General features: G+C 70.7%; 21 protein-coding genes. 11 read left to right on the top strand and 10 right to left on the bottom strand.

Annotated elements, in window-relative coordinates; all coding sequences use genetic code 11:
* The first annotated feature begins 27 nt into the window (after positions 1 to 27).
* Positions 28 to 630 (top strand): DUF5134 domain-containing protein, encoded by a 603-nt coding sequence (locus tag IU476_RS35315; RefSeq protein ID WP_195106697.1) that lies wholly within the window; start codon positions 28 to 30, stop codon positions 628 to 630.
* Positions 631 to 634: 4 nt separating this feature from the next.
* Here the strand turns inward: IU476_RS35315 and IU476_RS35310 are convergent, their stop codons facing one another.
* The 3 genes from IU476_RS35310 to IU476_RS35300 form a co-directional block, all read right to left on the bottom strand.
* On the bottom strand, positions 635 to 1,327 hold the full coding sequence (locus IU476_RS35310; RefSeq protein ID WP_195106696.1) for a PhzF family phenazine biosynthesis protein: 693 nt from the start codon (positions 1,325 to 1,327) through the stop codon (positions 635 to 637).
* A gap of 195 nt (positions 1,328 to 1,522) precedes the next feature.
* A complete protein-coding gene (ahpD, locus tag IU476_RS35305; RefSeq protein ID WP_195106695.1) occupies positions 1,523 to 2,062 on the bottom strand; it encodes an alkylhydroperoxidase, AhpD family in 540 nt (179 codons plus the stop codon).
* Positions 2,063 to 2,103: 41 nt separating this feature from the next.
* Entirely contained in the window at positions 2,104 to 2,691 is a 588-nt protein-coding gene (locus IU476_RS35300; RefSeq protein ID WP_195106694.1) for a peroxiredoxin, read from the bottom strand.
* A 108-nt stretch (positions 2,692 to 2,799) separates the two neighbouring features.
* On the opposite strand from IU476_RS35300, the gene IU476_RS35295 reads away from it, so the two are divergent.
* From IU476_RS35295 to IU476_RS35285, 3 genes are all read left to right on the top strand, one after another.
* A complete protein-coding gene (locus tag IU476_RS35295; RefSeq protein WP_195106693.1) occupies positions 2,800 to 3,708 on the top strand; it encodes a hydrogen peroxide-inducible genes activator in 909 nt (302 codons plus the stop codon).
* Between the two features lie 82 nt (positions 3,709 to 3,790).
* Positions 3,791 to 4,591: an MBL fold metallo-hydrolase gene (locus IU476_RS35290; RefSeq protein WP_195106692.1), complete on the top strand. Its 801-nt coding sequence runs from the start codon at positions 3,791 to 3,793 to the stop codon at positions 4,589 to 4,591.
* Positions 4,592 to 4,872: 281 nt separating this feature from the next.
* Positions 4,873 to 5,310: a gamma-glutamylcyclotransferase family protein gene (locus tag IU476_RS35285; RefSeq protein ID WP_324194587.1), complete on the top strand. Its 438-nt coding sequence runs from the start codon at positions 4,873 to 4,875 to the stop codon at positions 5,308 to 5,310.
* Positions 5,311 to 5,612: 302 nt separating this feature from the next.
* Here IU476_RS35285 and IU476_RS35280 read toward each other — a convergent pair whose 3' ends face one another.
* Positions 5,613 to 6,542: an AraC family transcriptional regulator gene (locus IU476_RS35280; RefSeq protein WP_324194586.1), complete on the bottom strand. Its 930-nt coding sequence runs from the start codon at positions 6,540 to 6,542 to the stop codon at positions 5,613 to 5,615.
* 110 nt (positions 6,543 to 6,652) lie between these two features.
* Here IU476_RS35280 and IU476_RS35275 point away from each other — a divergent pair, with 110 nt between their 5' ends.
* The 3 genes from IU476_RS35275 to IU476_RS35265 all read left to right on the top strand — a co-directional run bounded on the left by IU476_RS35275 (position 6,653) and on the right by IU476_RS35265 (position 11,428).
* Positions 6,653 to 7,336: an NAD(P)H oxidoreductase gene (locus IU476_RS35275; protein WP_195106690.1), complete on the top strand. Its 684-nt coding sequence runs from the start codon at positions 6,653 to 6,655 to the stop codon at positions 7,334 to 7,336.
* A gap of 234 nt (positions 7,337 to 7,570) precedes the next feature.
* Positions 7,571 to 11,041 carry an indolepyruvate ferredoxin oxidoreductase family protein gene (locus IU476_RS35270; protein WP_195106689.1) on the top strand — a complete coding sequence of 1,157 codons (3,471 nt, stop codon included), beginning with the start codon at positions 7,571 to 7,573 and terminating at the stop codon, positions 11,039 to 11,041.
* 183 nt (positions 11,042 to 11,224) lie between these two features.
* Entirely contained in the window at positions 11,225 to 11,428 is a 204-nt protein-coding gene (locus IU476_RS35265) for a hypothetical protein (protein WP_195106688.1), read from the top strand.
* Positions 11,429 to 11,491: 63 nt separating this feature from the next.
* Here the strand turns inward: IU476_RS35265 and speD are convergent, their stop codons facing one another.
* The 4 genes from speD to IU476_RS35245 all read right to left on the bottom strand — a co-directional run bounded on the left by speD (position 11,492) and on the right by IU476_RS35245 (position 17,465).
* A complete protein-coding gene (gene speD / locus IU476_RS35260) occupies positions 11,492 to 12,709 on the bottom strand; it encodes an adenosylmethionine decarboxylase (RefSeq protein ID WP_195106687.1) in 1,218 nt (405 codons plus the stop codon).
* Positions 12,710 to 12,717: 8 nt separating this feature from the next.
* Positions 12,718 to 13,833 (bottom strand): type III PLP-dependent enzyme, encoded by a 1,116-nt coding sequence (locus IU476_RS35255; RefSeq protein WP_228824828.1) that lies wholly within the window; start codon positions 13,831 to 13,833, stop codon positions 12,718 to 12,720.
* 119 nt (positions 13,834 to 13,952) lie between these two features.
* Positions 13,953 to 16,460, bottom strand: a complete 2,508-nt coding sequence (locus IU476_RS35250) for a DEAD/DEAH box helicase (protein WP_195106686.1) — start codon at positions 16,458 to 16,460, stop codon at positions 13,953 to 13,955.
* 51 nt (positions 16,461 to 16,511) lie between these two features.
* On the bottom strand, positions 16,512 to 17,465 hold the full coding sequence (locus IU476_RS35245) for a PAC2 family protein (protein WP_195106685.1): 954 nt from the start codon (positions 17,463 to 17,465) through the stop codon (positions 16,512 to 16,514).
* A gap of 237 nt (positions 17,466 to 17,702) precedes the next feature.
* Here IU476_RS35245 and IU476_RS35240 point away from each other — a divergent pair, with 237 nt between their 5' ends.
* From IU476_RS35240 to IU476_RS35230, 3 genes are all read left to right on the top strand, one after another.
* Positions 17,703 to 18,431: a DUF5642 family protein gene (locus IU476_RS35240; RefSeq protein WP_324194585.1), complete on the top strand. Its 729-nt coding sequence runs from the start codon at positions 17,703 to 17,705 to the stop codon at positions 18,429 to 18,431.
* A gap of 61 nt (positions 18,432 to 18,492) precedes the next feature.
* Positions 18,493 to 19,425 (top strand): aldo/keto reductase, encoded by a 933-nt coding sequence (locus tag IU476_RS35235; RefSeq protein ID WP_195106684.1) that lies wholly within the window; start codon positions 18,493 to 18,495, stop codon positions 19,423 to 19,425.
* Positions 19,426 to 19,685: 260 nt separating this feature from the next.
* The gene (locus IU476_RS35230) at positions 19,686 to 21,260 is read left to right on the top strand and encodes a DUF4192 domain-containing protein (protein ID WP_228824827.1); all 1,575 of its coding nucleotides are present in this window, start codon (positions 19,686 to 19,688) and stop codon (positions 21,258 to 21,260) included.
* A gap of 22 nt (positions 21,261 to 21,282) precedes the next feature.
* Here the strand turns inward: IU476_RS35230 and galE are convergent, their stop codons facing one another.
* Together galE and IU476_RS35220 are read right to left on the bottom strand one after the other, a co-directional pair.
* Positions 21,283 to 22,263, bottom strand: coding sequence for a UDP-glucose 4-epimerase GalE (gene galE, locus IU476_RS35225; RefSeq protein ID WP_195106683.1), 981 nt, complete (start codon positions 22,261 to 22,263; stop codon positions 21,283 to 21,285).
* Positions 22,264 to 22,266: 3 nt separating this feature from the next.
* A complete protein-coding gene (locus IU476_RS35220) occupies positions 22,267 to 22,953 on the bottom strand; it encodes an iron-dependent transcriptional repressor DtxR (protein ID WP_195106682.1) in 687 nt (228 codons plus the stop codon).
* Between the two features lie 251 nt (positions 22,954 to 23,204).
* On the opposite strand from IU476_RS35220, the gene IU476_RS35215 reads away from it, so the two are divergent.
* Positions 23,205 to 24,437, top strand: a complete 1,233-nt coding sequence (locus tag IU476_RS35215) for an acetoin utilization protein AcuC (RefSeq protein ID WP_195106681.1) — start codon at positions 23,205 to 23,207, stop codon at positions 24,435 to 24,437.
* Positions 24,438 to 24,615: the final 178 nt, after the last annotated feature.

Below are 24,615 nucleotides of genomic sequence, written 5' to 3'. Positions count from 1 at the left end.
GACCGGCTCGGCGGCGAGAGGTGTGGTGTGGGCGCTTTCGTGGTGGAGTACGAGGGACTGCGCTGGGGTGTGACGGCGGCGTTCGCGGTGACAGCCGTGCTCGTGGCGGCGCGGCTGGTGGCGGCTCCGGCGGTGGAAAACGACGGCGGCACACCGGTTTTCGTGTCGCCGATGGATCGGGAGTCCGACGCGGCCCATCTGCTGATGTGCCTGGTGATGCTGGCGATGCTGATGTTCCCGGCCGCGCCCGCGGCGGTACAGGGCGTCCTGACCGCGATGGTGGTGGTCTACGGGGTGCTCCTGGCCGGGCGGGTGCTACAGCGGCGCGCCGCCGCACCCGGCGCGATGGTCCCGCCCGTGGCCCCGCTCGTCTACCACGTGATCGCGGCCGCAGCCATGCTGTGGGCGATGTCCGGGCACGCCCACGGCGCCCACCACAGCGCGCCGCAGTTGCCGATGTTCCTGCTGGCCGTCCTGTTCACGGTCGACGCGGTGCTGCTGCTGTCGCCCGGCACGAGAAACCCGCTGCCGCACGTCTTTCCGCACCACGCCGGGCCCGCCGCCGTCGTCCCGCACCTGGTGATGGATCTCGGCACGGCCTACATGCTGGTCGCCGCGGCGCTGGGCTGAACCCTCAGACGACCACCGGGTGATCGGCGACCGTGCGCCCGCCCAGCCGGACCCACCCGTCGGAGTCCCACTCGGTGAACAGCTGCGAGCCCGCGCCCTGGGTGATGATCAGGCCGCGGCGCAGCCGTGCGGTGAGCGCGATCGCGGCCGCGCCGGTCGCCTCGTCCTCGGCGATGCCCATGGCGGGGGCGAACATGCGGGTGCGCACCACGCCGCGTGCCTCGTCGGTCCACGCCCACACGTAGTGCTGGCCGTCGGGGAAGTCGGCCGGGTCCAGGGTGGTGAGCAGCTCGAGATCGTCGAATTCGTGGAAGGTGAACGCCGGCGCCCATTCCGCGCGGGCCTGCACCCACGTCAGCCCCTCGACCGGGGTGACTGCGACCGGCCCCGCGGGCACCTCCAGCACCTTCACCGGCGTGCCCTGCTCCGACAGCCACCACGCGGTGCCGACGGTCGGATGCCCGGCGAAGGGCAGTTCCACGGCAGGGGTGTAGATGCGCAGCCGCGCGATGTCGTTCACCGGCTGTTCGACGACCACCGTCTCGCTGTACCCGGCCCGGGCCGCCAGTGCCTGGTGGTCGACGTCCACCACGTCGGCGGCGCGCGCGATGCCCAGCGGATTGCCGAACCGCCCCGCCGCGTCGGTGAAGACCCGGACCACCTCGAGCTGCGTCCCGTCGCTTTCCAGTACGCCCATGGTCGCCAGCCTACTCGCGGCAAACGTGCCCGCGAGCGGCGAGGCGCTCGCACCGCCGGCTCGGGTCGCGGCGACCCGCCCCGGGATCGCCGTGTCTGCGCGGCGGCGCTCCCGCTCCCTCGCCCGGGCATGGCGTACATACGAGAAGTGCCCTGCCCCAAGCGGATCGGGGCAGGGCACTGCTCGTACCGGAACTCAGACGGTGGCGGCGGCCAGCGTCTCGGTGGTCTGCACAGCCTGGCCGACACCGGCGACGATGGCGGCCACGCGCAGCGCCTCGAAGATCACCTCGCGCGACACGCCCGCCTCGCGGAGGGTGTGCTCGTGGGCCTCGAGGCAGTGCTGGCAACCGTTGATCGACGAGACCGCGAACGACCACAACTCGAAGTCGGCCTTGTCGACACCGGGGTTGCCGATGATCTGCATGCGCAGGCCCGCCCGCAGGTCGTCGTAGCGACCGTCGAGGAAGGCCTTGCCCCGATAGAACACGTTGTTCATGCCCATGATCGAGGCGGCGCCGAGGGCGGCGTTGTAGGCCTCCGCCGACAGCGTGTCGGCGGCCTCCTCGGCGATCTCACGCAGCGTGCTCGCCGAGCGGGTGGCCGCTGCGGCGGCGAGCAGGGTGCCCCACAGCTGCTGCTCGTTCAGCACGGTGGACCGCGCGATCGAGGACAGGTTGAGCTTGAGGTCCTTCGCGTACTCGGGAAGCGAGTTCTTCAGGTTCTCGACAGACAAGTGATGCTCCTGTTCGAACAACGGCGCCGGCGCGCCGCGAATCAGACGCTGGCGGACAGCAGTTCGCCGGCGTTGATGGTCGGGTCGCCCTTCTTCCAGTTGCAGGCGCACAGCTCGTCGGACTGCAGCGCGTCGAGCACCCGCAGCACCTCGTCGACGTTGCGTCCGACCGAGCCGGCGGTCACCGACACGAACTGGATCTCGTTGTTCGGGTCGACGATGAAGGTGGCGCGGTCGGCGACGCCGTCGGCGTTCAGCACGCCGGTGGCGGTGGCCAGCTCGCGCTTGATGTCCGACAGCATCGGGAACGGCAGGGTCTTCAGGTCCTCGTGCTGGGCGCGCCACTGGAAGTGCACGAACTCGTTGTCGACCGAGGCGCCGAGCACCTGGGCGTCGCGGTCGGCGAACTCGTCGTTCAGCTTGCCGAACGCGGCGATCTCGGTCGGGCACACGAAGGTGAAGTCCTTGGGCCAGAAGAACACGATCCGCCACTTGCCCGCGTAGTCGTCGCTCGAGACCTGGGTGAAGTAGTCGTCGGGCTGCTGAGCATTCACCTTGGACAGATCGCCACCGATCACCGCGGTGAGGTTGTAGGCGGGGAACTGGTCGCCGATGGTCAGCAGGGCCATGCTTGCTCCTTCTTCGTTTGTCGGGGTTGCCGTGCGAAGTGTTCGCGGTTGATCTTGCACGGAGGCCGGTAAAAGGTAAAGGTGATCAGTCGCACTACACTCATAGGCGTGACTGATCAGACTTATCAGCCCACCCTGTCACAGCTGCGTGCGTTCGTGGCGATCGCCGAGTATCGCCACTTCGGCACCGCGGCCGCCCGGCTATCTGTGAGCCAACCCACGTTATCGCAAGCGTTGGCATCACTGGAAAACGGGCTGGGCCTGCAACTGATCGAGCGCAGTACGCGCCGGGTGCTGGTGACCGCGGCGGGCAAAAGGCTACTGCCGCAAGCGATGGCGACGCTCGAGGCCGCCGACCGGTTCGTCGCCTCGGCCGCGGGCGACGGACTGCGCGGCACGCTGCGCCTGGGTCTCATCCCGACCGTCGCCCCGTACGTGCTGCCCCGCCTGTTACCCGAATTACGCAGGCGGTTACCTGCATTGGTGCCGCACGTGATCGAGGACCAGACCGCCCGATTGCTCGACGGGCTGCGCACCGGGGTGCTCGACGTGGCGCTGCTCGCCTTGCCGAGCGAGGCCACCGGGCTCGTCGAAATCCCGCTCTACGCCGAGGAATTCGTGCTGGTGACCCCGCCCGGTCACGAGCTCGCGGGGCAGACCGGCGTGGCGCCGGCCGCGCTGGACAACCTGCCGCTGCTGCTGCTCGACGAGGGCCACTGCCTGCGCGACCAGACCTTGGATCTGTGCCGGTCGCAGGACGTGCGGCCCGGACCGGTCGGTGACACGCGCGCGGCGTCGCTGGCGACCGTGGTGCAGTGCGTGGCGGGCGGGCTCGGGGTGACCCTGATCCCGGAGATGGCCGTGGCGACCGAAACCGGCCGCGCCACACTGGATATCGCGCGGTTCGCGCCGCCCGCGCCGGGACGCACGCTGGGCCTGGTGTTCCGCGGGTCGACCGCGCGCACCGAGGACTACGAACAGCTCGCGGAAATCATTCGCGCACAGCGTCCGGTGTGAGTTCGCACAACCTCCGCCGCGACCGCTCGGCCCCGCTGCCAGTGCGATTGACCAGCGGCGGAGCGTCTGGGACCCTTCCGACGTGCGGATTCATCACCTCAACTGCGGCAGCATGGCCCGCGGCATGGTCGACCACTGCCTGCTCATCGAGACCAGGGCCGGTTTGGTGCTGGTGGACACCGGCTTCGGGCTCGACTGCGTGCGCGAGCCCGGGCGGCTGGTGGGTCCGAGCCGGTACCTGCTGGGGGCGCGGTTCGCCGAACACGAGACCGCGATCCGGCAGCTCCAGGGCCTCGGCTACGACCCCGCCGACGTGCGGCACATCGTGCTCACCCATCTCGACCTCGACCACGCGGGCGGGCTGGCCGACTTCCCCGAGGCGACGGTGCACGTGCACGGGCCGGAGTTCCGCGCCGCGACCGCGGGCCGCACCGCCTCCGAACGGATGCGCTACCGGGCCGCGCAGTGGGCGCACGGCCCGCGCTGGATGGTGAACGAATTGGAGGGCGGCGACGAGTGGTTCGGCTTCCGCGCGGTGCGCGACCTGCCCGGGCTGCCGCCGGAGATCCTGGTGGTGCCGCTGCCCGGGCACACGCGCGGGCACGTGGGCGTCGCGGTCGACACCGGCCGCGGCTGGCTGCTGCACGCGGGCGACGCCTTCTACGTGGACAGCGAGATCGACCCGGCGGGCCCGCGCACGCCGCTGGTGTGGCAGCTGTACGAACTGGGATCGATCGTGCGCGGGGCCTACCGCGAGAACCGCCGCCGCCTGGTCGAACTCAACCGGGCGCACGGGCACGAGATGACGATCTTCTGCTCGCACGATCCGCACGCGTTCGCGCGGCTGTCGGGATCGGCGGTGCGGCCGGCGGGCGGACGCTGAGCGCTCCAGCTATCGGTCAGCGTGCGCTATTTGCCCGGAGTGGGCGGCTTTTCGCGGTCGGTGCGGTGTGCCTCCTAGTTGTTGTCGCGGTGACTGTCACCCGCCGGTAATGCGGTTATACCGTGGACAAACGCGGGGTGAGAAGGGTCACGTCGGCATCCGGCCCGGTGCGCGGCGGGCATTCGGCACAGTGGACGCATGGGATGCGAGTGTGCGACGGCGAGTGTGCTCGGAAATGCGGCAACAGATCAGCGAACCGTTGATCCGTGGCGGGGTGCGGCGTGAACGCCCGCCCGTCCGCGCGCCTCGACGGTGTGGGGGACCGGTTGTTCGTCTACGGCACGCTGCAATTCGGCCCGGTGCTGGAGGCGCTGCTCGGGCGCACGCCGGACCACGACCTCGCCGTGGCGCCGGGCCACCGCGTGGCGGCGCTCCCGGGCCGGTTGTACCCGGGCCTGGTGCCGCGGCCCGGCCGGATGGCGGGCGGACTGGTCCTCAACGGTTTGACCCGCGCCGAATGGGAGACCATCGACGCGTTCGAGGACGACGAGTACCACCTCGAGGCGATCCCGCTGATCGGCTACGAGAAGCCGGTCCCCACCTACCTCTGGACCGCCGACGTCACCCGAAACGACTGGCTCGCAGAGGTTTTCGCCACCGACCACCTCGACCGCTACCTCGCCCGCCTCACTCGCGCCGGGGAGGCGTCGGCCCGCTGAGCGGGGGTTGCTCCCGGGGCGGGTTGGGCAGACCCAGTGCGGAATTGAGGCGGTAGGCGCCGCCGAGGCCGTGGAATATCGCCATGGCCAGCATGCCGGTCAGGAGCGCGGCGAGTCCCGCGGAGGCGTGGGCGGGGACATCGGCCCACCAGCCGCAGGCGACCGCCAGCGCCAGTCCCAGGGCGCCCGCGACGGCATTGCGCAGCGAGTTGCCACCGCCGACGAGGATCCCCGAAAGGCGTTGGGATCACGGCATTTTCAGCCGTGCCTGGTTGCGCCGCCCACATCGTCTCGGTGGAAGGTCAGGCGACGGTGGCGCGGAAGGCGCTGGGGCTCAGGCCGCGGTGGCGTTTGAAGGCGGCGCTGAAGCCGAAAGCGTCGGCGTAACCGATGGTTTCGGCGATGCGGGCAATGGTGAGGTCGGTGTCGGAGAGCAGCACCTCGGCCTCGTCCATGCGGCATTCGGTGAGGTAGGTCAGGGGTGGGCGGCCCATCACCTCGGTGAAGCGTTTGGCGAAAAGCGCTCGGGAGACGCCGGATTCGGCGGCCAGTGCCGCGACGGTCCAGCTGCGCGCCGGACGGTCGTGGAAGGCGCGCAGCGCGGGCGCGAGGACCGGATCCGACAGTCCGCGATACCAGCCCGGCGCGTCGGCGCCCGCCTGGTCGAACCAGGTGCGCAGCGTGCAGACCAGCGCCCAGTCCAGCAGCCGGTCCATCAGCGCCTGCGCGCCGGGCGAGCGCAGCGCGGCATCGGCGGCGGCGGACTCGAGCCACGCGCAGACCTCGGTGTCCTCGGTGACCACGAGAACCGGCGGCAGCGCGCGCAGCAGACGCTCGTGCCGGTGGCCCGAGGCGCGGTAGGCGCCCGCGATCAGCGCCGTCGCGCCGTCCGGGTCGTTGCCCCAGCGGATTCCGCCGAGCTCCTGCGCGGTGCATTCGACATCCGGTGTGAAGCAAGCGATCTCGTACTCGACCGGGGCGCGGTCCGAATCGGCGGGGTGGTGGGCCAGCCGGAAGGGTTCGGGACCGCGCACGACGGCGGTGTCACCCACGCCGAGCGTGCGCCGGCTGCCGTCGGCGAGCAGCAGCGTGCCGCCGCCCCGCAGCACGCTGACCATGGTGAGCGGCGCGCGGTCGGCGAAGCGGACGGTCCACGGCGCCGACAGCACGGCGTAGCTGACCACCGATCCCTCGGCCCGGATGCCGCCGAGAAGCGAACTCAAAGGATCCACCTCGCCCAGCGTAGACGATCTCCTATATTTCGGAGCGTTTCTCCCATGGATCATCCATTTGTTGCCGGGTGTACTGGGACGGACCCGATCGCCGACAGTAAGGAGACATCGTGCAGCACAACGCAACCGCGTCCGCCCGGACCGCGCTCGTGGTCGTCGCGCACCACCGGTCCGATTCACTCACCGCGCACACCGCGCGCCGGACCGCCGCGCAACTCGAGGCCGCGGGTTACCGCGTCGACGTCCTCGATCTGCACGCCGAGGGATTCGACCCGCGCATGACGGTCGAGGATCAGCCCGACTGGGGCAACCGCGACAAGGAGTACTCGGCCGAGGTGCGATCGCACATGCGCCGCCTACTCGCCGCGGACGTCGTGGTCGCGGTCTTCCCGGTGTACTGGCAGCACCTGCCCGCGGTCCTGAAGGGCTGGATCGACCGGGTGTGGAACTACGGATTCGCCTACGGCCGCAGCAAGCCCCGCCTGGCGGGCAAGAGCGTGCTGTGGCTGGGTCTGGCGGGCGCGACGTCCGACGACCAGATCATCCCGGGCATGCAGGCCATCCTCGACACCGCGCTCAACGAGGGCATCGCCTACTACTGCGGATTCGCCCGGTCGTCCGTCGGCCTGCTGCCCGACGCGGAGGAGCGCCCGCAGCGCCTCGACGCCGACGGCAACCTCCTCGTCGGCGACGCGGTCGCCGGTGCGGAACGCGAGGCGCAATACGCCGACTTCGATCGCCGCGCGGCGGAACTGGTGGAGAAGTTCCTGACGGGCGAGCCGGTGGCGGCCTGATCGGGCCGGTGTGTTGGCCGCGGTGCCGCCCGGCCCTCGGTATCGTGGCGTGTTACGGATCACACCACACCGCACACACTGCATAGCCGGTGCCAAGTTGGGTGACGCCGATTTGCGCACTTTGCTCAAAAATAGATCCATCTATTGATCACTCAGCGCTGCGGGGACAGGATGGCGGCGACGAATGCTCAACTAGGACGGCGCCCGACCGGCGCCGACCGGACGGGTGGAACGATGACCGAGCTCGCCGACCGCGAACTGATCACAGCACCGTACGACCTCGCCGACCGCTACCGCGTCGGCGCGGGCACCGTCGTCCTGACCGGCGTGCAGGCGATCGCCCGGCAACTGGTCGAACAGCACGTCCGCGATCTGCGCGCCGGGCGCCGGGTGGGCACCTTTGTCTCCGGATATCAGGGCTCGCCGCTGGGCGGGGTGGACCGCATGCTGCACGGGATGCCGGAGGTGCTGGCCGAGCACGACATCCGATTCGTGCCCGGGCTGAACGAGGAGCTGGCCGCCACCTCGGTGTGGGGCAGTCAGGGACAGCTGCCCGCCGGGCACGCCACCCACGACGGGGTGGTCGGGGTCTGGTACGGCAAGGGCCCGGGCCTGGATCGGTCGACCGACGCGCTGCGGCACGCGAACATGTACGGCGCGAACCCGGACGGCGGCGTGCTGCTGCTCGTCGGCGACGATCCGGCGGCGAAGTCGTCGACCGTGCCCGCGGTGTCCGAGCGGTCGCTGGCGGCACTGAACATCCCGGTCCTGTTCCCGCGCAACGCTTCCGAGATCGTCACGATGGGCCTGCACGGGGTGGCGCTGTCGCGCGCCTCGGGCTGCCTGGTGGCGTTGAAGATCGTCGCCGACGTGGCCGACGGCGCCTGGACCGTTCCCGGCACGGTGGGCGACATCGAGACCCTCGTTCCGCGAATCGACTGGGAGGGAATGCCTTTCACCTACCGGCAGCGCCCCATGGCGGCACCGGCCGACAGCGTGCTCGCCGAGGCCGATCTGTACGGCCCGCGCTGGGCGCTCGTGCAGGCCTACAGCACGCTCAACGAGCTCGACGTCCTCGAGGCGGATCCGGACCGGGCGAGCGTCGGAATCGCCGCCACCGGAACCACTTTCGACGCGGTCCGGCAGGCGCTGCTGGACCTTGGCGTCGACGACGACGCGCTCGCCCGCGCGGGCGTCCGGCTGCTGCGCATCGGCATGCCCTTCCCGCTCGCCCCGGAGCGGGTCCGGCAGTTCGCCGACGGGCTGTCCCGGGTGATCGTGGTCGAGGACAAGTCGGCGTTCCTCGAGACCCAGATCCGCGACATCCTCTACGGCGCCGCGGACGCGCCCCGGATCATCGGCAAGCGCGACGACGCGGGCCGGCCGCTGTTCCCGCAGGACGGCGAGCTGACCGCGGGCCGGATCGCGGGACCGCTGCGGCGCGCGCTGGACGGCTGCGTGCCGACGAAACGCCCACTGCCGCAGCCGTTGTCGCTGTCGGTGCTGTCCACCAAGCGGGCCGCGTACTTCTGTAGCGGCTGCCCGCACAATCGGTCCACGGCCGTGCCGGAGGGTTCGCTGGCCGGCGGCGGCATCGGCTGCCACACCCTGGTGACGATGTCGGGACGCGACGACAGCCGGGTCACCGGACTGACCCAGATGGGCGGCGAGGGCGCGCAGTGGATCGGGCAGGCCCCGTTCACCGATGTGCCGCACCTGTTCCAGAACATCGGGGACGGCACGTATTTCCACTCCGGCCAGCTGGCGGTGCAGGCGTGTGTCGCGGCGGGGGTGAACATCACCTTCAAACTGCTCTACAACGACGTGGTCGCGATGACCGGCGCCCAGGACGCCGAGGGCGCGCTGGCGGTGCCGCGGTTGACGCACAAGCTGACCACCGAGGGCGTCGGGCAGATCATCGTCTGCGCCGACGAGCCGAAGAAGTACCGCCGGCGCGACCTCGCCCCGGGAACGCTGCTGTGGCACCGCGACCGGCTCGACGAGGCGCAGCGCACGCTGCGCGAGATCCCGGGCGTGACGGTGCTGATCTACGACCAGCACTGCGCGGCGGACGCGCGTCGGCAGCGCAAGCGCGGCACGTTACCGGCGCGGCGCACCCGGGTGGTCGTCAACGAAGCGGTGTGCGAGGGCTGCGGCGACTGCGGGGTGAAGAGCAACTGCCTGTCGGTGCAGCCGGTGGAGACCGAGTTCGGCCGCAAGACTCGCATCGACCAGACCTCGTGCAACACCGACTACAGCTGCCTGGACGGCGACTGCCCGTCGTTCGTCACCGTGGAGCTGCCGGAGCCGTCGAAGTCGAAGCGTCCCAAGGAGTCCCGCCCCGAGCCGCCCGCGCTCGACGAACTCGCGCACACCGCTCCGGCCACCACCCAGAACGTCTTCCTGGCCGGGATCGGCGGCACCGGCATCGTCACCGTGAACCAGGTACTGGCGACCGCGGCGATGCGGGCCGGGTACGAGGTGGCGAGCCTGGACCAGATCGGGTTGAGTCAGAAGGCGGGACCGGTGGTCTCGCATCTGCGATTCGCGCCGGGCGCGCTGGAGCCGTCCAACCGGCTCACTCCCGGTTCGGCCGACTGTGTCGTCGCGTTCGATCTGCTGGCGGCCGCGGACGCCAAGAACCTGGCCTACGGGTCGCCGGAGCACACGCTGTCGGTGGCCTCGACCAGCCGCACCCCGACCGGGGACATGGTGTACGACAAGTCCGTCGAGTATCCGGAGACCGACGAGTTGCTGTCCCGGCTGCGTCGGGTGTCGCGCACGGTGCGGTCCTTCGACGCGCTCGCGGCCGCGCAGACACTGTTCGGCAGCACGGCCGCCGCCAACTTCCTGCTCGTGGGCGCGGCCTGCCAGCTCGGCGGAATCCGGTTGCCCGCCACGGCGATCGAGGAGGCCATCGAGATCAACGGCGTCGCGGTGCGTACGAATATCGCGGCGTTCCGGTGGGGCCGCGCGGCGGTGGCCCGGCCGGCGGAGTTCGCCGCCGCCACCGCGCCCCAGCGGCCCCGGCGCGCTGAAACCGCCCTTCCCGCAGACCTTTTCGACGGACTGACCGCGACGGGGGAGACCCGCCGCCTGATCGAGGTGCGCGCCGCGGAGCTGATCGGCTTCCAGGGCGTGCGGGTCGCGCGGGACTACGTGCGTTCGATGGAACGGATCTGGCAAGCGCAGCGGCGAGTCACCGACCGCACCGAATTCGGCGAGGAGGTCGCGCGCGGGCTGTACAAGTTCACCGCCTACAAGGACGAGTACGAGGTGGCGCGCCGCCTGGTCGACCCCGCCTTCCTCGACGAGGTGGCCGCGCAGGTCCCCGGCGGCGCACGCCTCACCTACCGTCTGCACCCGCCCGCGCTGCGGGCGCTGGGCCGCACCAAGAAGATCGGTGTCGGCCCCCGCGGCCACGTCGCGCTGAAGCTGCTCGCCAAGGGCAAACGCCTGCGCGGCACCAGATTCGACCCCTTCGGCTACGCCCACGTGCGCAAGGTCGAACGCGCCCTGCTGGCCCACTACACCGACATGGTCACCACGCTGGCCGCCACCCTCGCCGACGACTACGACCGCGCGGTAGAGGCCGCCGCCCTGCACGACGTGGTCCGTGGCTACGAGGACATCAAACTCGCCAACGTGGAGATCTACCGAAACAGGCTGCGAGAACTGGGAATCGAACCGCCTGCCCTGCCGTAGGAAATGCCCGCCCGGGTGCCGTGCTTCCGTGAAACCACCACGCCGACAAGGGCACTCGGGCATACTGAGGAGGTCACCGGCGCGTGTGGCGGATGCCGCGCGCCGGTCCCGGCACATCGGTGTGCCTTTCGCGCGATCGCTCCCTCAGCTTGTCCCGGCACGACGACTGCGCAGGAGGTCGGCATGGCCACGCTCACCCAGGACTATCGCACCGGCTATCGAGCCGGATACCGCGACGGCGTCGCGTCCGCTCGTGCGGCGCGCGGCGAAACCGCCGCCGGCACACCGAATCCCCCGCCCGGCGAGTACGGGGAGGGCTATGCCGCCGGCTACGTCAGCGGCTACCGGTGGTACCAGGTCGAACTCGCCGTCACCGACGAGCTCTGACAGCGAAACGCCCGCCCGGGCACGCTATCCGGGCGGGCGCCAGGCGCGGCGCGGGCCGCCCAGTCAACCGACGGCGGCGCCGATCCGCAGCGCGTGCGGTTCGATCGCCCCGCGCACCAGGGCCCGCTCGTCGACGGTCTCGGCCCGGTAGGGCAGCCGCGACAGCTTCTCGGTCATCACCGCCACCGGGTCGGCGACCGGCTCCGCGACACCGAACAGGAACGTCCACTCGTGCTCGTCCGAGCTGTAGGGCACCACGGTGTCGAACAGGTCGCGGAAGCGCTGCCACGACCGCTTCAGGGTTTCGTTGCGCCACATGGTCGCACAGCCCGCCTGTGCCGCCAGTACGCCGCCCGGGGCCAGCAGGGCCCGACATCGGGTGAGGAATTCCTCCTCGTACAGGCGGTTGTGCTGCGCGTCCTCGACCCGCTCGTCGGGCAGGTCGATGACGATGACGTCGTAGCGCACGCCCTCGGCCTCGGCCTTGCCGAGGAAATCCCAGCCGTCGGCGTAGTGCATCCGGATCGGCCCGTCGCCCGCCACGGCCGCGGCCAGGTCGGCCTCGGTGTAGCCGTAGGGCAGATGCTTCGCGCACAGCTCCACCTCGAGCTGGTCGATGTCGACGTGATCGACGCGCGACGCGCCCGCCGCCACCGACATCTGACTGGCCACGCCCTCGCCCGACCCGATGATCAGCACGTTGTCCAGCTTCGCCGCCAGCGCGTACGCCGGGACCAGCATGGCCTCGTGATAGGTCAGCTGGGAGAACTCGGTGGACTGGCGATCGTCGTCGGAGAACAGCGACACACCCTGCTCGGTGCGCGCGATCACCATGTGCTGGAACGGGGTTCGGGTGTCCACCAGCACCTCGTGCAGATCCCAGACGCGGGTCAGCCCGGCGCCGACCGGCTCGTGGATGCGGCGCGCGCTGTGCCCGCGCTGGATCACCTCGGTGTGCACCGTGGCCGGCGACAGCTCCGCGGCCAGCAGGTCGACGGCCCGGGTCGCGCCCGCGCCGATGCTGCCGCAGGTGAACACGTCGACGAAGATGTCACCCGACTCCGGGTAGGTGTGGATGGAGGCGTGCGACTCCGACAGCAGCGCCAGCACCGTGACACCCATCGGCTCGAACTTCTTGTGCACCACATCGCAGATCGTCACGCCCGCGGCGACCAACGATTTTCGAAGCGCTGCTTCGAGTCGTTCGAGATCGTCGCAGAGTGCTACGTCGACACCACCGAACTCGGCCAGCACGTGCCAGCCGGTGAATTCTGCCGTCATGGGCAAACTCACTCTCGCTCAGCGCCGATGACATGGACAGTCAAAGGCGGAAAACCGTTGAAGGACACCGACGAATAGCTCGCCGTATAAGCGCCGGTATCGAGGATCCGAACGGGATCACCGGCTCGCAACGTGGTCGGCAGCAGGACCCGTGTGCGTTGATAGAGTACATCGTCTCCGTCGCAGGTCGGACCGGCAATCACCGCCTCGTCGCGGGGGTCACCGTCTCGTAAGGTCTCGATCCGGTAGGCGATGTACTCGTTCTCGGTCTCGGCCATGCCGTTGTAGCGGCCGATGTCGAGGTATACCCAGCGCCGCCCGTCCGGCGCAGTGCGGATGTTCACGACCTCGGCGTGGATCACGCCGGCGTTGCCCACCAGGGCGCGGCCGGGTTCCACCACCAGTTCGGCGTGCTCGGGCAGGTGGCGGGCGGCCGCGGCGGCGATCGTCGCCCCCAGTTCGGGCAGTGCCGGCGCCGGATCGACGTACGAAATCGGCAGTCCGCCACCGATATTCACCGACCGCACCGGAATATCCTTGACCGCCAGCGCTTCCGCGATGGCCCCCGCCTGCTCGATGCCGATCTCCCACGCCGCCGGGTCCAACTGCTGGGAGCCGACGTGGAAGTACGGGCCCACCGGCCGCAGCCCCAGGTCGCGGGCGCGCACCAGCAGGCGCACCGCCTCACCGGGCGCGCAGCCGAACTTGGTGCCGAACGGCGTCTGCGACTGCGGCGCGGACGCCAGGAACCGGCATTCCACCTCCGCGCCCGGGGCGTGCTCGGCGATGCGGTCCAGGTCGTCCTCGGTGTCGAAGGCGAACCGGCGCACCCCGGCGGCGTACGCCGCGGCGGTCTGGCTCGCCTTCTTGATGGGGTTGCCGTAGCAGAGCACCGCCGGGTCCACGCCCAGTTCCAGGCACTGCCGGATCTCGCCGGGGCTGGCGACGTCGAATTCCGCGCCGCGGGACGCGAGCAGCCGGATGATCTCCGGCATCGGAGAGGCCTTGACCGCGAACCGGATTCGCGCGGTGGGGAGAGCCGATCGCAGTGCTTGATAGTTCTCGCGCACCCGGGCGAGATCGATGACGAGACGGGGCGACTCGGGCGCGTTTGATCCGAACAATCTAAGGGAACTCTCTTTCTTCTGGGCAGCCTCCCGCTACAGGCAGCGAGCGAGAGAGTATCAGCGGAACGGCGGGCGGAACGAACCGGCCGGAACGGGTCTTCGGAACGCCGGCCGAATCATCCCGCCGTCACCGTCACCTCGTCGAACACCACCTCGCCGGCGGCGTCGGATTCGGTCAGGTCGACGATCGCGTCGACCGACCAGCCGTGGTCGCCGGCCGGGTCGTCGAGCACCTGGCGCACGTGCCAGAAGCCGGGGCGCCGCTCCACCTGGAACAGCTGCGGTCCGCGCGCGTTCGGGCCGGTGCCGATCTCGCCGTACTCGGCGAAGTAGGGCGCGAGTTCGCGCTCCCAGTCCGGGCCGTCGCCGAGGTCGTCGAGCGCCTGCCAGCGGCGCAGCGCGGCCAGTTCGACGCGGCGGAACACGGCGTTGCGGACCATGACGCGGAACGCCCGCTCGTTGGCCGAGATCGGCCGCACCGTCTCCGCCCCGAACGCCAGCTGCTCGGCGTCGTTCTCGGCACCGGGATCGGTGAGCTGCTCCCACTCGTCGAGCAGGCTCGAATCCACCTGCCGGACCAGTTCGCCGAGCCACTCGGTGAGGTCGTCGAGTTCCTCGGTGCGCGCGGACTCGGGCACGGTGCGGCGCAGCGCGCGGTAGGCGTCGGCGAGGTACCGCAGCACCATGCCCTCCGAGCGCGCCAGCTCGTACTCGCTGATCAGTTCCGCGAAAGTCAGTGCGCGCTCGATCATTTCGCGCACCACCGCCTTGGGCGCCGGGCTGAACTCGGAGACCCAGGGATGACCCGCGCGGTAGGTCTCGTAGGCCGGTTCGATCAGTTCGGCGAGCGGTTTCGGCCAGGTGATGTCCTCGATGAGCTCCATACGCTCGTCGTATTCGATGCCGTCGGCCTTCATCTCGGCGATGGCCGCGCCGCGCGCCTTGTGCTGCTGGGCGAGCAGCAGCTGGCGCGGGTCCTCCAGCGTCGCCTCGATGATGGACACCACATCCAGTGTGTACGTGGGGGAGTCGGTGTCAAGGAGCTCCAGCGCGGCCAGCGCGAACGGCGACAGCGGCTGATCGAGGGCGAAGTCGCGCTGCAGGTTGATGGTCAGCCGGGCGCGGCGGCCGTACTCGTCGGGTTCGTCGAGTTGCTGGACGACGCCGGCGTCGCGCAGCGCCCGGTAGAGCCGAATGGTTTTCAGGATGTGTTTGCGCTGCGCCGGGCGCGGCTCGTGATTGTCCTCGAGCAGGTGGCGCATGGAGTCGAAACAGTTGCCGGGGCGGGCGATCACGTTGAGCAGCAGCGAATTGGTGACCCGGAAGCGCGACACCATCGGCTCGGGCGCGGCGGCGACCAAGCGGTCGAAGGTGTCCTCGGACCAGGAGACGAAACCCTCGGGCGGCTTGCGGCGCTGGACCTTTCGCTGTTTCTTCGGATCGTCGCCCGCCTTGGCGAGCAGTCGCGCGTTCTCCACCTCGTGGTCGGGAGCCTGCACGACGACCGTGCCGGTGGTGTCGTAGCCGGCGCGCCCCGCCCGGCCCGCGATCTGGTGGAACTCGCGCGCCTTGAGCCGGCGGGTGCGGGTGCCGTCGAATTTGGTGAGGCCGGTGAGCAGCACCGTGCGGATCGGCACGTTGATGCCCACGCCGAGGGTGTCGGTGCCGCAGACGACCTGCAGCAGACCCTCCTGGGCGAGGCGTTCCACCAGGCGGCGGTACTTGGGCAGCATCCCGGCGTGATGGACGCCGATGCCGTGGCGGATCAGGCGCGAGAGCGTCTTGCCGAAGCCGCTGGAGAAGCGGAACGCGCCGATCGCCTCGGCGATCGCTTCCTTCTGCGCCTTGCTCGCGAAGTTGACGCTGGTCAGCGCCTGCGCGCGCTCGAGGGCGGCGGCCTGGGTGAAATGCACGACGTAGACGGGGGACTGGTGGGTGGTGACCAGTTCCTCGAGCGTCTCGGTGATGGGCGTGCGCCGATAGGAGAAGGTCAGCGGCACAGGGCGTTCCGAGCCCGCCACGACGGCGGTGGCGCGGCCGGTGCGGCGCTCGAGATCGCGTGCGAAGAAGTCGACCTCGCCCAGCGTCGCCGACATCAGCAGGAATTGCGCCCGGGGCAGTTCGAGCAGCGGCACCTGCCAGGCCCAGCCGCGGTCCGGGTCGGAGTAGAAGTGGAACTCGTCCATCACGACCTGGCCGACGTCGGCGGCGGCACCCTCGCGCAACGCCAGGTTGGCGAGGATCTCGGCGGTCGCGCAGATGATGGGCGCGGTCGGGTTCACCGCGGCGTCGCCGGTGACCATGCCCACCCGGTCCGCGCCGAAGACCTCGCACAGCGCGAAGAACTTCTCGCTGACCAGCGCCTTGATCGGCGCGGTGTAGTAGCTGCGCGCACCGCGATTGAGGGCCGCGAAGTGCGCGCCGATCGCGACCATCGACTTTCCCGAGCCGGTGGGCGTGGCGAGGATGACGTTGGCGCCCGTCATCAGCTCGAGCAGGGCCTCCTCCTGCGCCGGGTACAGCGTCAGGCCCTGCTCGACGGTCCAGTCGGCGAAGGTTTCGTACAGCCAGTCCGCGTCCACGTCGGGCACGACACGGTCGGGGATCAGGTCGGACAGCTGCACGTGCCGCAACGTTACCGGGACAGACCCCGGCAGGCGCAAACCGCGACCGTACTACCGCAGGTCGCCACCCTCGGGGCCGTCGCCGTCGCCGAAGCCGGACTGCTCGGCGAGGAAACGCTCGAACTCCGCGCCCAACTCGTCGCCGGTCGGCAGGTCCGCTTCGCGCGCGAGCAGGCTGGACTGGCGCTCCTGTGCGGTGACGAAGCTGTCGTACTGCCGCTCCAGGGCGTTGACCACCGTCTCCACCTCGGTGTTGCCGGCGATGTGCTCGTTGACCTGTTCGCGCACCCGGGCCGCCGCCTCGCTCAGCGCGGCGAGCGGCAGTTCCAGCTCCGCGTTCTCCGCGACGTTCTCCAGCAGCGTCTGCGCGGCCTCCGGATAGGCGGTCTGCGCCAGGTAGTGCGGCACGTGCACCGAGAAACCGATCGACTCGTGGCCGTGCTGCGCCATCCGGTACTCCAGCAGCGACGACGCACTGCCCGGCACCTGCAGCTCGCCCGGCCAGCGCTGATGCTCGCCGATCAGGTCGCGGTCGCTGGCGTGCGCGGTGACGCCCAGCGGGCGGGTGTGCGGGATCGCCATCGGGATCGCGGACAGGCCGATGGTGCGGCGCACGCCCAGCTGTTCGGCCAGCAAACGGGTGGCGGTGACGAACTTCTCCCACCGCAGATCCGGCTCCAGCCCGGCCAGCAGCAGGAACGGGGTGCCCGCGGTGTCGCGCAGCGCCCACAGATTCAGCTCCGGGTCGGCGTAGTCGGAGAAATGATCGGTCTTGAACGTCATCAGCGGCCGCCGCGAGCGGTAGTCGAGCAGCTCGTCCACATCGAACGAGGCGACCAGTTCGGACTCCAGGCTCTCCCGCAGATGGGTGGTCGCCAGGCGGACCGCGTGGCCGGCGTCGGTGAAGCCTTCCAACCCGTGCACCAGTACCGGACCAGCGCCGTCGGCGGACGACAGCTGCGGAGCGGGGAACTCCAGCTCGTACATTCGCGACTCGTAGTCCATCGCGTACTCCTTCCTGCGTGGCCCGCCCGCATCCGCCGCGCCGAGTCGAGCGTGACCGACGGGATTTCGGATGCGCCGTCGCGAACCACCTTCATTGTCTCTCATGTTCTTCGGAGGCCGCGCCGGGTGGGGGCACCACACCATCGAACAACCGGTCGCACCCGACCCGCATTCCCGCCGGCCGGAGCCCGGCGTGGCGGTGCGGGCGAACGACGAGCGTTCGGCATAGTGAATCGGGTGATCGTGCCGGAGCCGCCGGACCCGCGACCGCGTCCCCATCGGGGCGGGGTCGGGCGCGCGCTGGCCGGGTTGCTGCTGTCGGGGCTGGTCGCGGGGTGTGGGTCGACGGTGTCCGGGCATCCCGAAGCCGCTCGGCCGACGGAGATCACCCGGCACGTGGGGACGGCGTTGCCGCAGTTGTTGCCGGGGCCGGACCGCTTCCCGGCGGGTTATACGACCGTGGTGCTGAGCGCCGACCAGGCGCGGCGGGCGATCGGCGATCTCGCGGGCATCCCGGCGGGGGCGCGGGCCGATCCCGAGGACTGCGCGCCCGCGCCGCCGCGGTTCGACACCGATCGCACGGCCGTCGTCGTCGGCACCCACGGCGACACGCGCGCCACCCTGACCGTCGAGCTCACCCGCACCGATCAGCCGCTGATCGCGTTGCGAGATCAGTTGCGGCGCTGCGACACCGTGCGCGTGCAACGCGGTCCGCTCGCGAACGCCGTTGTGACGCAACTCGATTCGACGCCGACGGTGGTGGCCGACGACGCACTCGCGATGCGCCGCACGGTATCCGGGCCGGTGGGCGGCCCGGGGCTCACGCAGTCGATGCGCACGCGCCTGGCGCAGGTCGGCGATGTGCGGGTCAACGCCACCTATATGACGTTCGGTGACGGCGCGCCGGATACGGCCGCGCTGGATCGGGTTTTCGACGCGACGGTCGGGGGCGTCCGGCGCGGCTGAGGGCTCCGCTCGCTGTCGTGCCTGCCCGGCCCGCACCGCGTCGCGGAGTACGTTCGAGATCATGGCCAAACTCGGTACGACCGACCTGGACGTGTTCCCCCTGTGTCTCGGTGGCAACGTATTCGGCTGGACCGCGGACCGGGACGGTTCGTTCGCGGTGCTCGACGCCTACGCCGCGGCCGGCGGGAACTTCATCGACACCGCCGACATCTATCCGGCCTGGGTGCCGGGCAACAGCGGCGGGGAATCGGAGACCATCCTCGGCGCGTGGGTGGCCGCGCGCGGCAACCGCGACGACATGGTGATCGCCACCAAAGGCAGCCGCCTGCCGCCGCACGACGGGCTGTCCGCCGCCGCGATCCACGGCGCGGCCGAGGCGTCGCTGCGCCGGCTCGGCACCGACCACATCGATCTGTACTACGCGCACTACGACGATCCCGAGATTCCGGTGGCCGACATCGTCGCCGCCCACGACGAACTGGTGCGGGCGGGCAAGGTGCGGTACGTGGCCGTGTCCAACATGGCCACCGACCGCATCCGCGAGGCGCTGGCCGTCGCCGACCGCGAGGGCCTGGCCCGGTACGTGGCCGTGCAGCCGCACTACAACCTGATGGAGCGGACGGCGTTCGAGCGCGACATCCTGCCGCTGGCGGAAGCCGAGGGACTGGCGACCGTTCCCTACTACGCGCTCGCCAAAGGCTTCCTGACCGGCAAGTACCGTCCCGGCGCCGAGGTGGACAGCCCACGCGCCCAAGGCGCGGCCGCCTACCTCGACGAACGCGGCGCCCGGGTACTCACCGAACTGGACCTGGTCGCCGCTGCCCACGGCGTCTCCGTGGCCGCCGTCGCCCTGGCCTGGCTGGCGGCCCAACCCACCGTCGCCGCCCCCATAGCCAGCGCCCGCACCCCCGAACAACTCGCCGACCTCCTGCCGGTAGGCGAACTCCAGCTCTCCGAAGCCGAACTGGCCGCCCTGACCTCCGTATCGAACTGAGTGTCGGCCACTCCGTAGTCGTTGGTGAGCAGGACATCGGCGGGTTTGATGTCGCGGTGCAGGCCCTCGCGGTGGTTGGCGCAGATGTCGGGGCTAGGCATGGCTGCCCGCTCGGACCGTAGCAAGCGGGTGTGACAGGCGGCGCGCGTTCGGGGATGCGATGAGCGTGTCGTGCACAGGGAAGCGGGTTGTCCCCAAGGCGGATGAAAGCCCAGCTCGGCGGCACAGTGCTGCCGGAGAGGCAAAGCACGCTGGGCCGCATGACAACTCACGCCGAATCCGCTTTCGCCGACGACGAATCCACCGGGTCCGCGCCACACCCCTCCAGCCCTCCGCGCGACGACCACACGGAGCCGAGAAGGTCCGCGCCACACCCCTCCAGCCCTCCGCGCGACGACCACACGGAGCCGAGAAGGTTCGCGTCGGCCGACGACACCGCGCCGCACCCCGACGGCACCGCGCGGCACTGTGGCGACGTCGTGTCGAACTGTGGCGATGTCGCGCGGCGCTGTGGCGACGCCGGCCCGGACTGGCGGGATGCCGCGCGGCGGTGTGGGGACGGCGGCCCGGACTGCGGGGATGCCGCGCGGCAGTGTGGGGAGGCCGAGCAGGGCTGCGGGGATGCCGCGCGGCGCTGTGGCGACTTCGAGTCGGACTCCGATGACGCCACGCAGCACTGTGGTGACCGTGCCACGGCGGAGACTCCCCGTCCGGCCGATCCGCTCTGGAGCGATCCGGGGCTGCGGGTCGACGAGGCGGCCGAGTTCATCGCGGCCGTGCCTGCGTTGCTGGGGTTCGTGCCGCGGCGTTCGCTGGTGGCGTGCATGTTGCGGGAGGATCCAGAGAATCCCGGGTCCGTGCATCTCGGGGCGATGGCGCGTCACGATCTCGATGTGCCCGGTTGCGGGGCGTGGCTGCGGATGGCCGCGCAGCTGGCCGGCCTGTGTGCCCAGGAGCGCGCGGTCGGCGTGCTGGCGCTGGTCGTGGACGATCGGGCCGCCGCACCCCGAGCGGGACGCCCCGGCGCTCGCGCCGCACGGCATCGCGATCTGATTCGTGTCCTCGCCGGCGCCCTGCAGGCCGAGGACATCGAGTTGGCCGACGCCTGGGCGGTGCGCGAGATCGCCGCCGGCTGCGCATGGTGGAGCCTGATCGAGGCCGACTGTCTCGGCGCGCAGACCGATCCGGCGGCCTCGCCGATCGCGCTCGCGCACGTGCTCGAGGGCCGCCCGATCCGCGCGTCCAGAGAGGAGCTGACCGCGGTCGTCGAGGCGGATCTGCGAGCGCGCGAGGCGGTCGCGGGCGTTCTCGACGACGCCTGCGCGACGGCGCGGCAGCGCTACCGGCAGGCGGCGTGCCGCTGCGAGACGAGTTCCTACACCCGTGCGGCCCTCGAGTCGGTGCTGCGGCGCATCGCCGATATCGAGGCCACCGACGTCGGCGTCGACCCGGCCGGTCTCGCCGAAGTCGCTGTGGCACTCCGTGATTCGGCCGTGCGCGACGCCATGTTCGCGCTGGCGCTGGGAGAGCGGGCGGCCGCGGCCGAGGTGCTGTGGTCGATGCTGTGCCGCGCGCTCACCGGAGCGGACCGCGCCGAGGCGGCCACCCTGCTCGGCTACAGCGCCTACGCCAACGGCGACGGCCCGTTCGCGGGGGTGGCGTTGGAGGCGGCCCTGGCGGCCGACCCCCAGCACAGCATCGCGCAGCTCCTCGACACCGCGCTGCGCACCGGCATGCGCCCCGCCGAAATACGCAAACTCGCGCTGTCCGGGCGTGCGAAAGCCGCCGGGCTCGGCGTCGAGATCCCCGTCGACCCGTCGCACTGCGGGCCGTGAGAGCCGTTGTGCGCCAGCGGAACTACCGCGCGCTGTGGGCGCGGTCGCCGAGGGCGCGCAGGAATTCCCAAGCGTCGGAGACGATCTCGTCGAGATCGTTGTGCCGCGGGTTCCAGCCCAGCTCGGCGACGGCGCGCTCGCTCGAGGCGATCAGCACGGCCGGGTCGCCCGGGCGGCGCGGGGAATCCACCGCCGCGATCGGGCGGCCGGTGACCCGCTCGCACGCCGAGATCACCTGGCGCACCGAGAAACCGGTGCCGCTGCCGAGATTGAAGATGCGGTGCTCGCCCGGCCGGGAGTCGGCCAGCGCCAGCAGGTGCGCCTGCGCCAGATCCAGGATGTGGATGTAGTCGCGGATCGCGGTGCCGTCGGGGGTCGGGTAGTCGGTGCCGAACACCGAGATCGACTCCCGGTGCCCCAGCGCGGTCTGCAACACCAGGGGGATGAGATGGGTTTCCACCACCCGGTTCTCGCCGAGCCCGCCGTAGGCGCCGGCGACGTTGAAATAGCGCAGGCTGGTCGCGGCCAGCCCGTGCGCCACCGCATAGGAGGTGATCGCGTGATCGATGGCCAGCTTCGACGCGCCGTACGGATTGGTCGGGCGGGTGGCCGCGGCCTCGGTGATCGGCACCTGCTCGGGCTCGCCGTACACCGCCGCCGTCGAGGAGAACACCAGCCGCGGAGTTCCGGCACGGCGCATCGCCTCCAGCAGCGCCAGCGTCTTCACCACGTTGCCGTGCCAATACTTCTCCGGCTGCTGCACCGACTCGCCGACCAGCGATTGCGCGGCGAAGTGCAGTACGCCGTCGAAGGATTCGGACTCCACCAGCTCGACGCCCACCGTCGCGATGTCGCCGTCGACGAACTTCGCGCCGTTGGGAACACCCTCGGCGTTGCCGGTGGACAGATCGTCGACCACGACAACCTCGTGGCCGTCCTCGATCAGCACCTGCGCGCACACGCCGCCGACGTAGCCGGCGCCACCCGTCACCAGAAGTTTCATTCCTCAGACCAGTTTCACCTGGACGGCATGCGCCATCTCGTCGGACAGTTCGTATCCCTCGTGGCCGGGCACCGAGATGATCACCAGGCCCGGCTTGGTCTCCACCGTCACGCGGGCATCGGGCACGACGCCCGCCTGGCGCAGCTGGCCGATGACGTCGGGATCGTTCTGGATGTGCTCGGACAGCCGGCGCACCACCACCGCCGACACCTGACCGGTGGGCAGGTCCGACAGCCGGATCAGCTTCTCCTCGCCGGCGTCGTTCAGTGCCACGCCCAGCTCGTCGAGGCCGGGAATCGGGTTGCCGTAGGGCGAGGTGGTGGGGTTGTTGAGCACCTCGACCAGCCGGCGCTCGACGTCCTCGCTCATCACGTGCTCCCAGCGGCAGGCCTCGGCGTGCACGTTCTGCCAGTCCAGGCCGATGACGTCGACGAGCAGGCGCTCGGCGAGCCGATGCTTGCGCATCACCGCGATCGCCATGGCGCGGCCCTTGTCGGTCAGCTCGAGGTGCCGGTCGCCGGCCACGGTCAGCAACCCGTCGCGCTCCATCCGAGCGACCGTCTGACTGACCGTCGGACCGCTCTGCTCGAGGCGTTCGGCGATGCGCGCGCGCAGCGGCGTGACGCCTTCCTCCTCGAGGTCGTAGATGGTACGGAGATACATCTCCGTAGTGTCGACCAGATCCTTCACCTTTTACCCCTTCGTCGGCACGAATTCTACCTACGTGCGGCCGCGATACCGCACGTCGGCCTATGGCGCTCGTCTCGTGGAAAACCGGAGGGCACCGACGTGCCCTCGGCGCGCAACCGCCGCGGCGCGCGCTCGCGCTGTCTTGCATTTCTACTGCATGACAACGACAAATTGGGTCCGCTGCTTCCCCGTGTTCGGTTCCGCGCCCGCGAGTGGCCGGGTCGCGGTGGTCGTGCGTTAGCGTGGCAGCCATGGCGAGCGCTGCCACCGTGGTGTGGACCGACCGGTTCCTGGACTACAGCTGGACGCCGGAACACCCGATGAAGCCCGCTCGCCTGCGCTTCACCATGGCGCTGGCCCGCGCGCTCGGGGTACTCGACGGCATCGAGACGCTGGAGCCCGCGCCCGCCGCGGAACCGGACCTGCTGCGCGTCCACGCCCCCGCGTATCTGGCGGCCGTGCGCGCGGCGACACCGGTCGCACCGGGTGCCGCGCCCGCGGTGGCCCCGCCGTTCGGATTGGGGTCGGAGGACAACCCGGTGTTCCCGCGCATGCACGAGGCGGCGTCGGTGATCGTCGGTGGCACCCTGGCCGCGGCCGGTGAGATCGCGGCCGGGCGCACCCGCCGGGCGGTGAGCATCGGCGGCGGCATGCACCACGCGATGCCGGATTCGGCCGCCGGTTTCTGTATCTACAACGATGTCGCCGTGGCCATCTCGTGGTTGCTGGACAACGGGTTCGACCGCATCGCCTACGTCGACGTCGACGTCCACCACGGCGACGGGGTACAGCGCGCGTTCTACGGCGACCCGCGCGTGCTGACCGTCTCGATCCATCAGCATCCGGCCACGCTGTGGCCCAACACGGGCTGGCCGGAGGAGACCGGCGGGGGCGCGGCGGCGGGTACCGCGGTCAATCTGGCGATGCTGCCGGGAACGCGAGATGCCCAGTGGCTGCGCGGTTTTCACGCGGTGGTGCTGGGCGCGCTGGCGGCGTTCCGGCCGCAGATCCTGATCAGTCAGTGCGGCGTCGACACTCATCGCGAGGACCCGCTGGCCGATCTGAACCTCACCGTGGACGGCCAGCGAGCCGCGTTCGCGGCCCTACGCGACCTCGCCGACCGCTACGCCGAAGGCCGCTGGCTGGCCGTGGGCGGAGGTGGCTACGGCCTGATCCGAGTGGTGCCGAGATCCTGGACGCACCTGCTCGCGACCGCCCTGGATCGGGACGTCGCCCCCGCGACGGCGATACCAGCCGAGTGGCTGGACCAGGTGCGGTCCTACGCCCCCGCGGTGTCGCCGCCGCTCACCATGGGCGACGGCGGCGACACCGCCTACACCCGCTGGGACGGCCCCGGCGGCACCCGCGAGACCGGTGACGAGCGCCTCGACCGCGCGCAGCGCGCCGTCGACACGGCCGTATTGGCCACCCGCCGAGCCACTTTCGGACTACTGGGCCTGGACCCGGAGGACCCCCGTGACTGACCCCGACCACCCCGACCCCACACCCCGGCCTGCCGCCGCCCACGAAGCCGAGCCGCCGCCTCCGCAACGCGCCCGGGGAGCCGAGTCGCCGCAACCGCAACGCGCCCGGCGAGACGAGCCGCCGCATCCGGAACACGCTGGGGGAGCCGAGCCGCCGAATCCGGAACACGCACGGAGC

The sequence above is a fragment of the Nocardia blacklockiae genome, from assembly GCF_015477355.1.
Taxonomy (GTDB): Bacteria; Actinomycetota; Actinomycetes; order Mycobacteriales; family Mycobacteriaceae; genus Nocardia; species Nocardia blacklockiae.
Note: the sequence above shows the minus strand (reverse complement) of the source record. Positions and strands in the feature narration are given on the sequence as shown.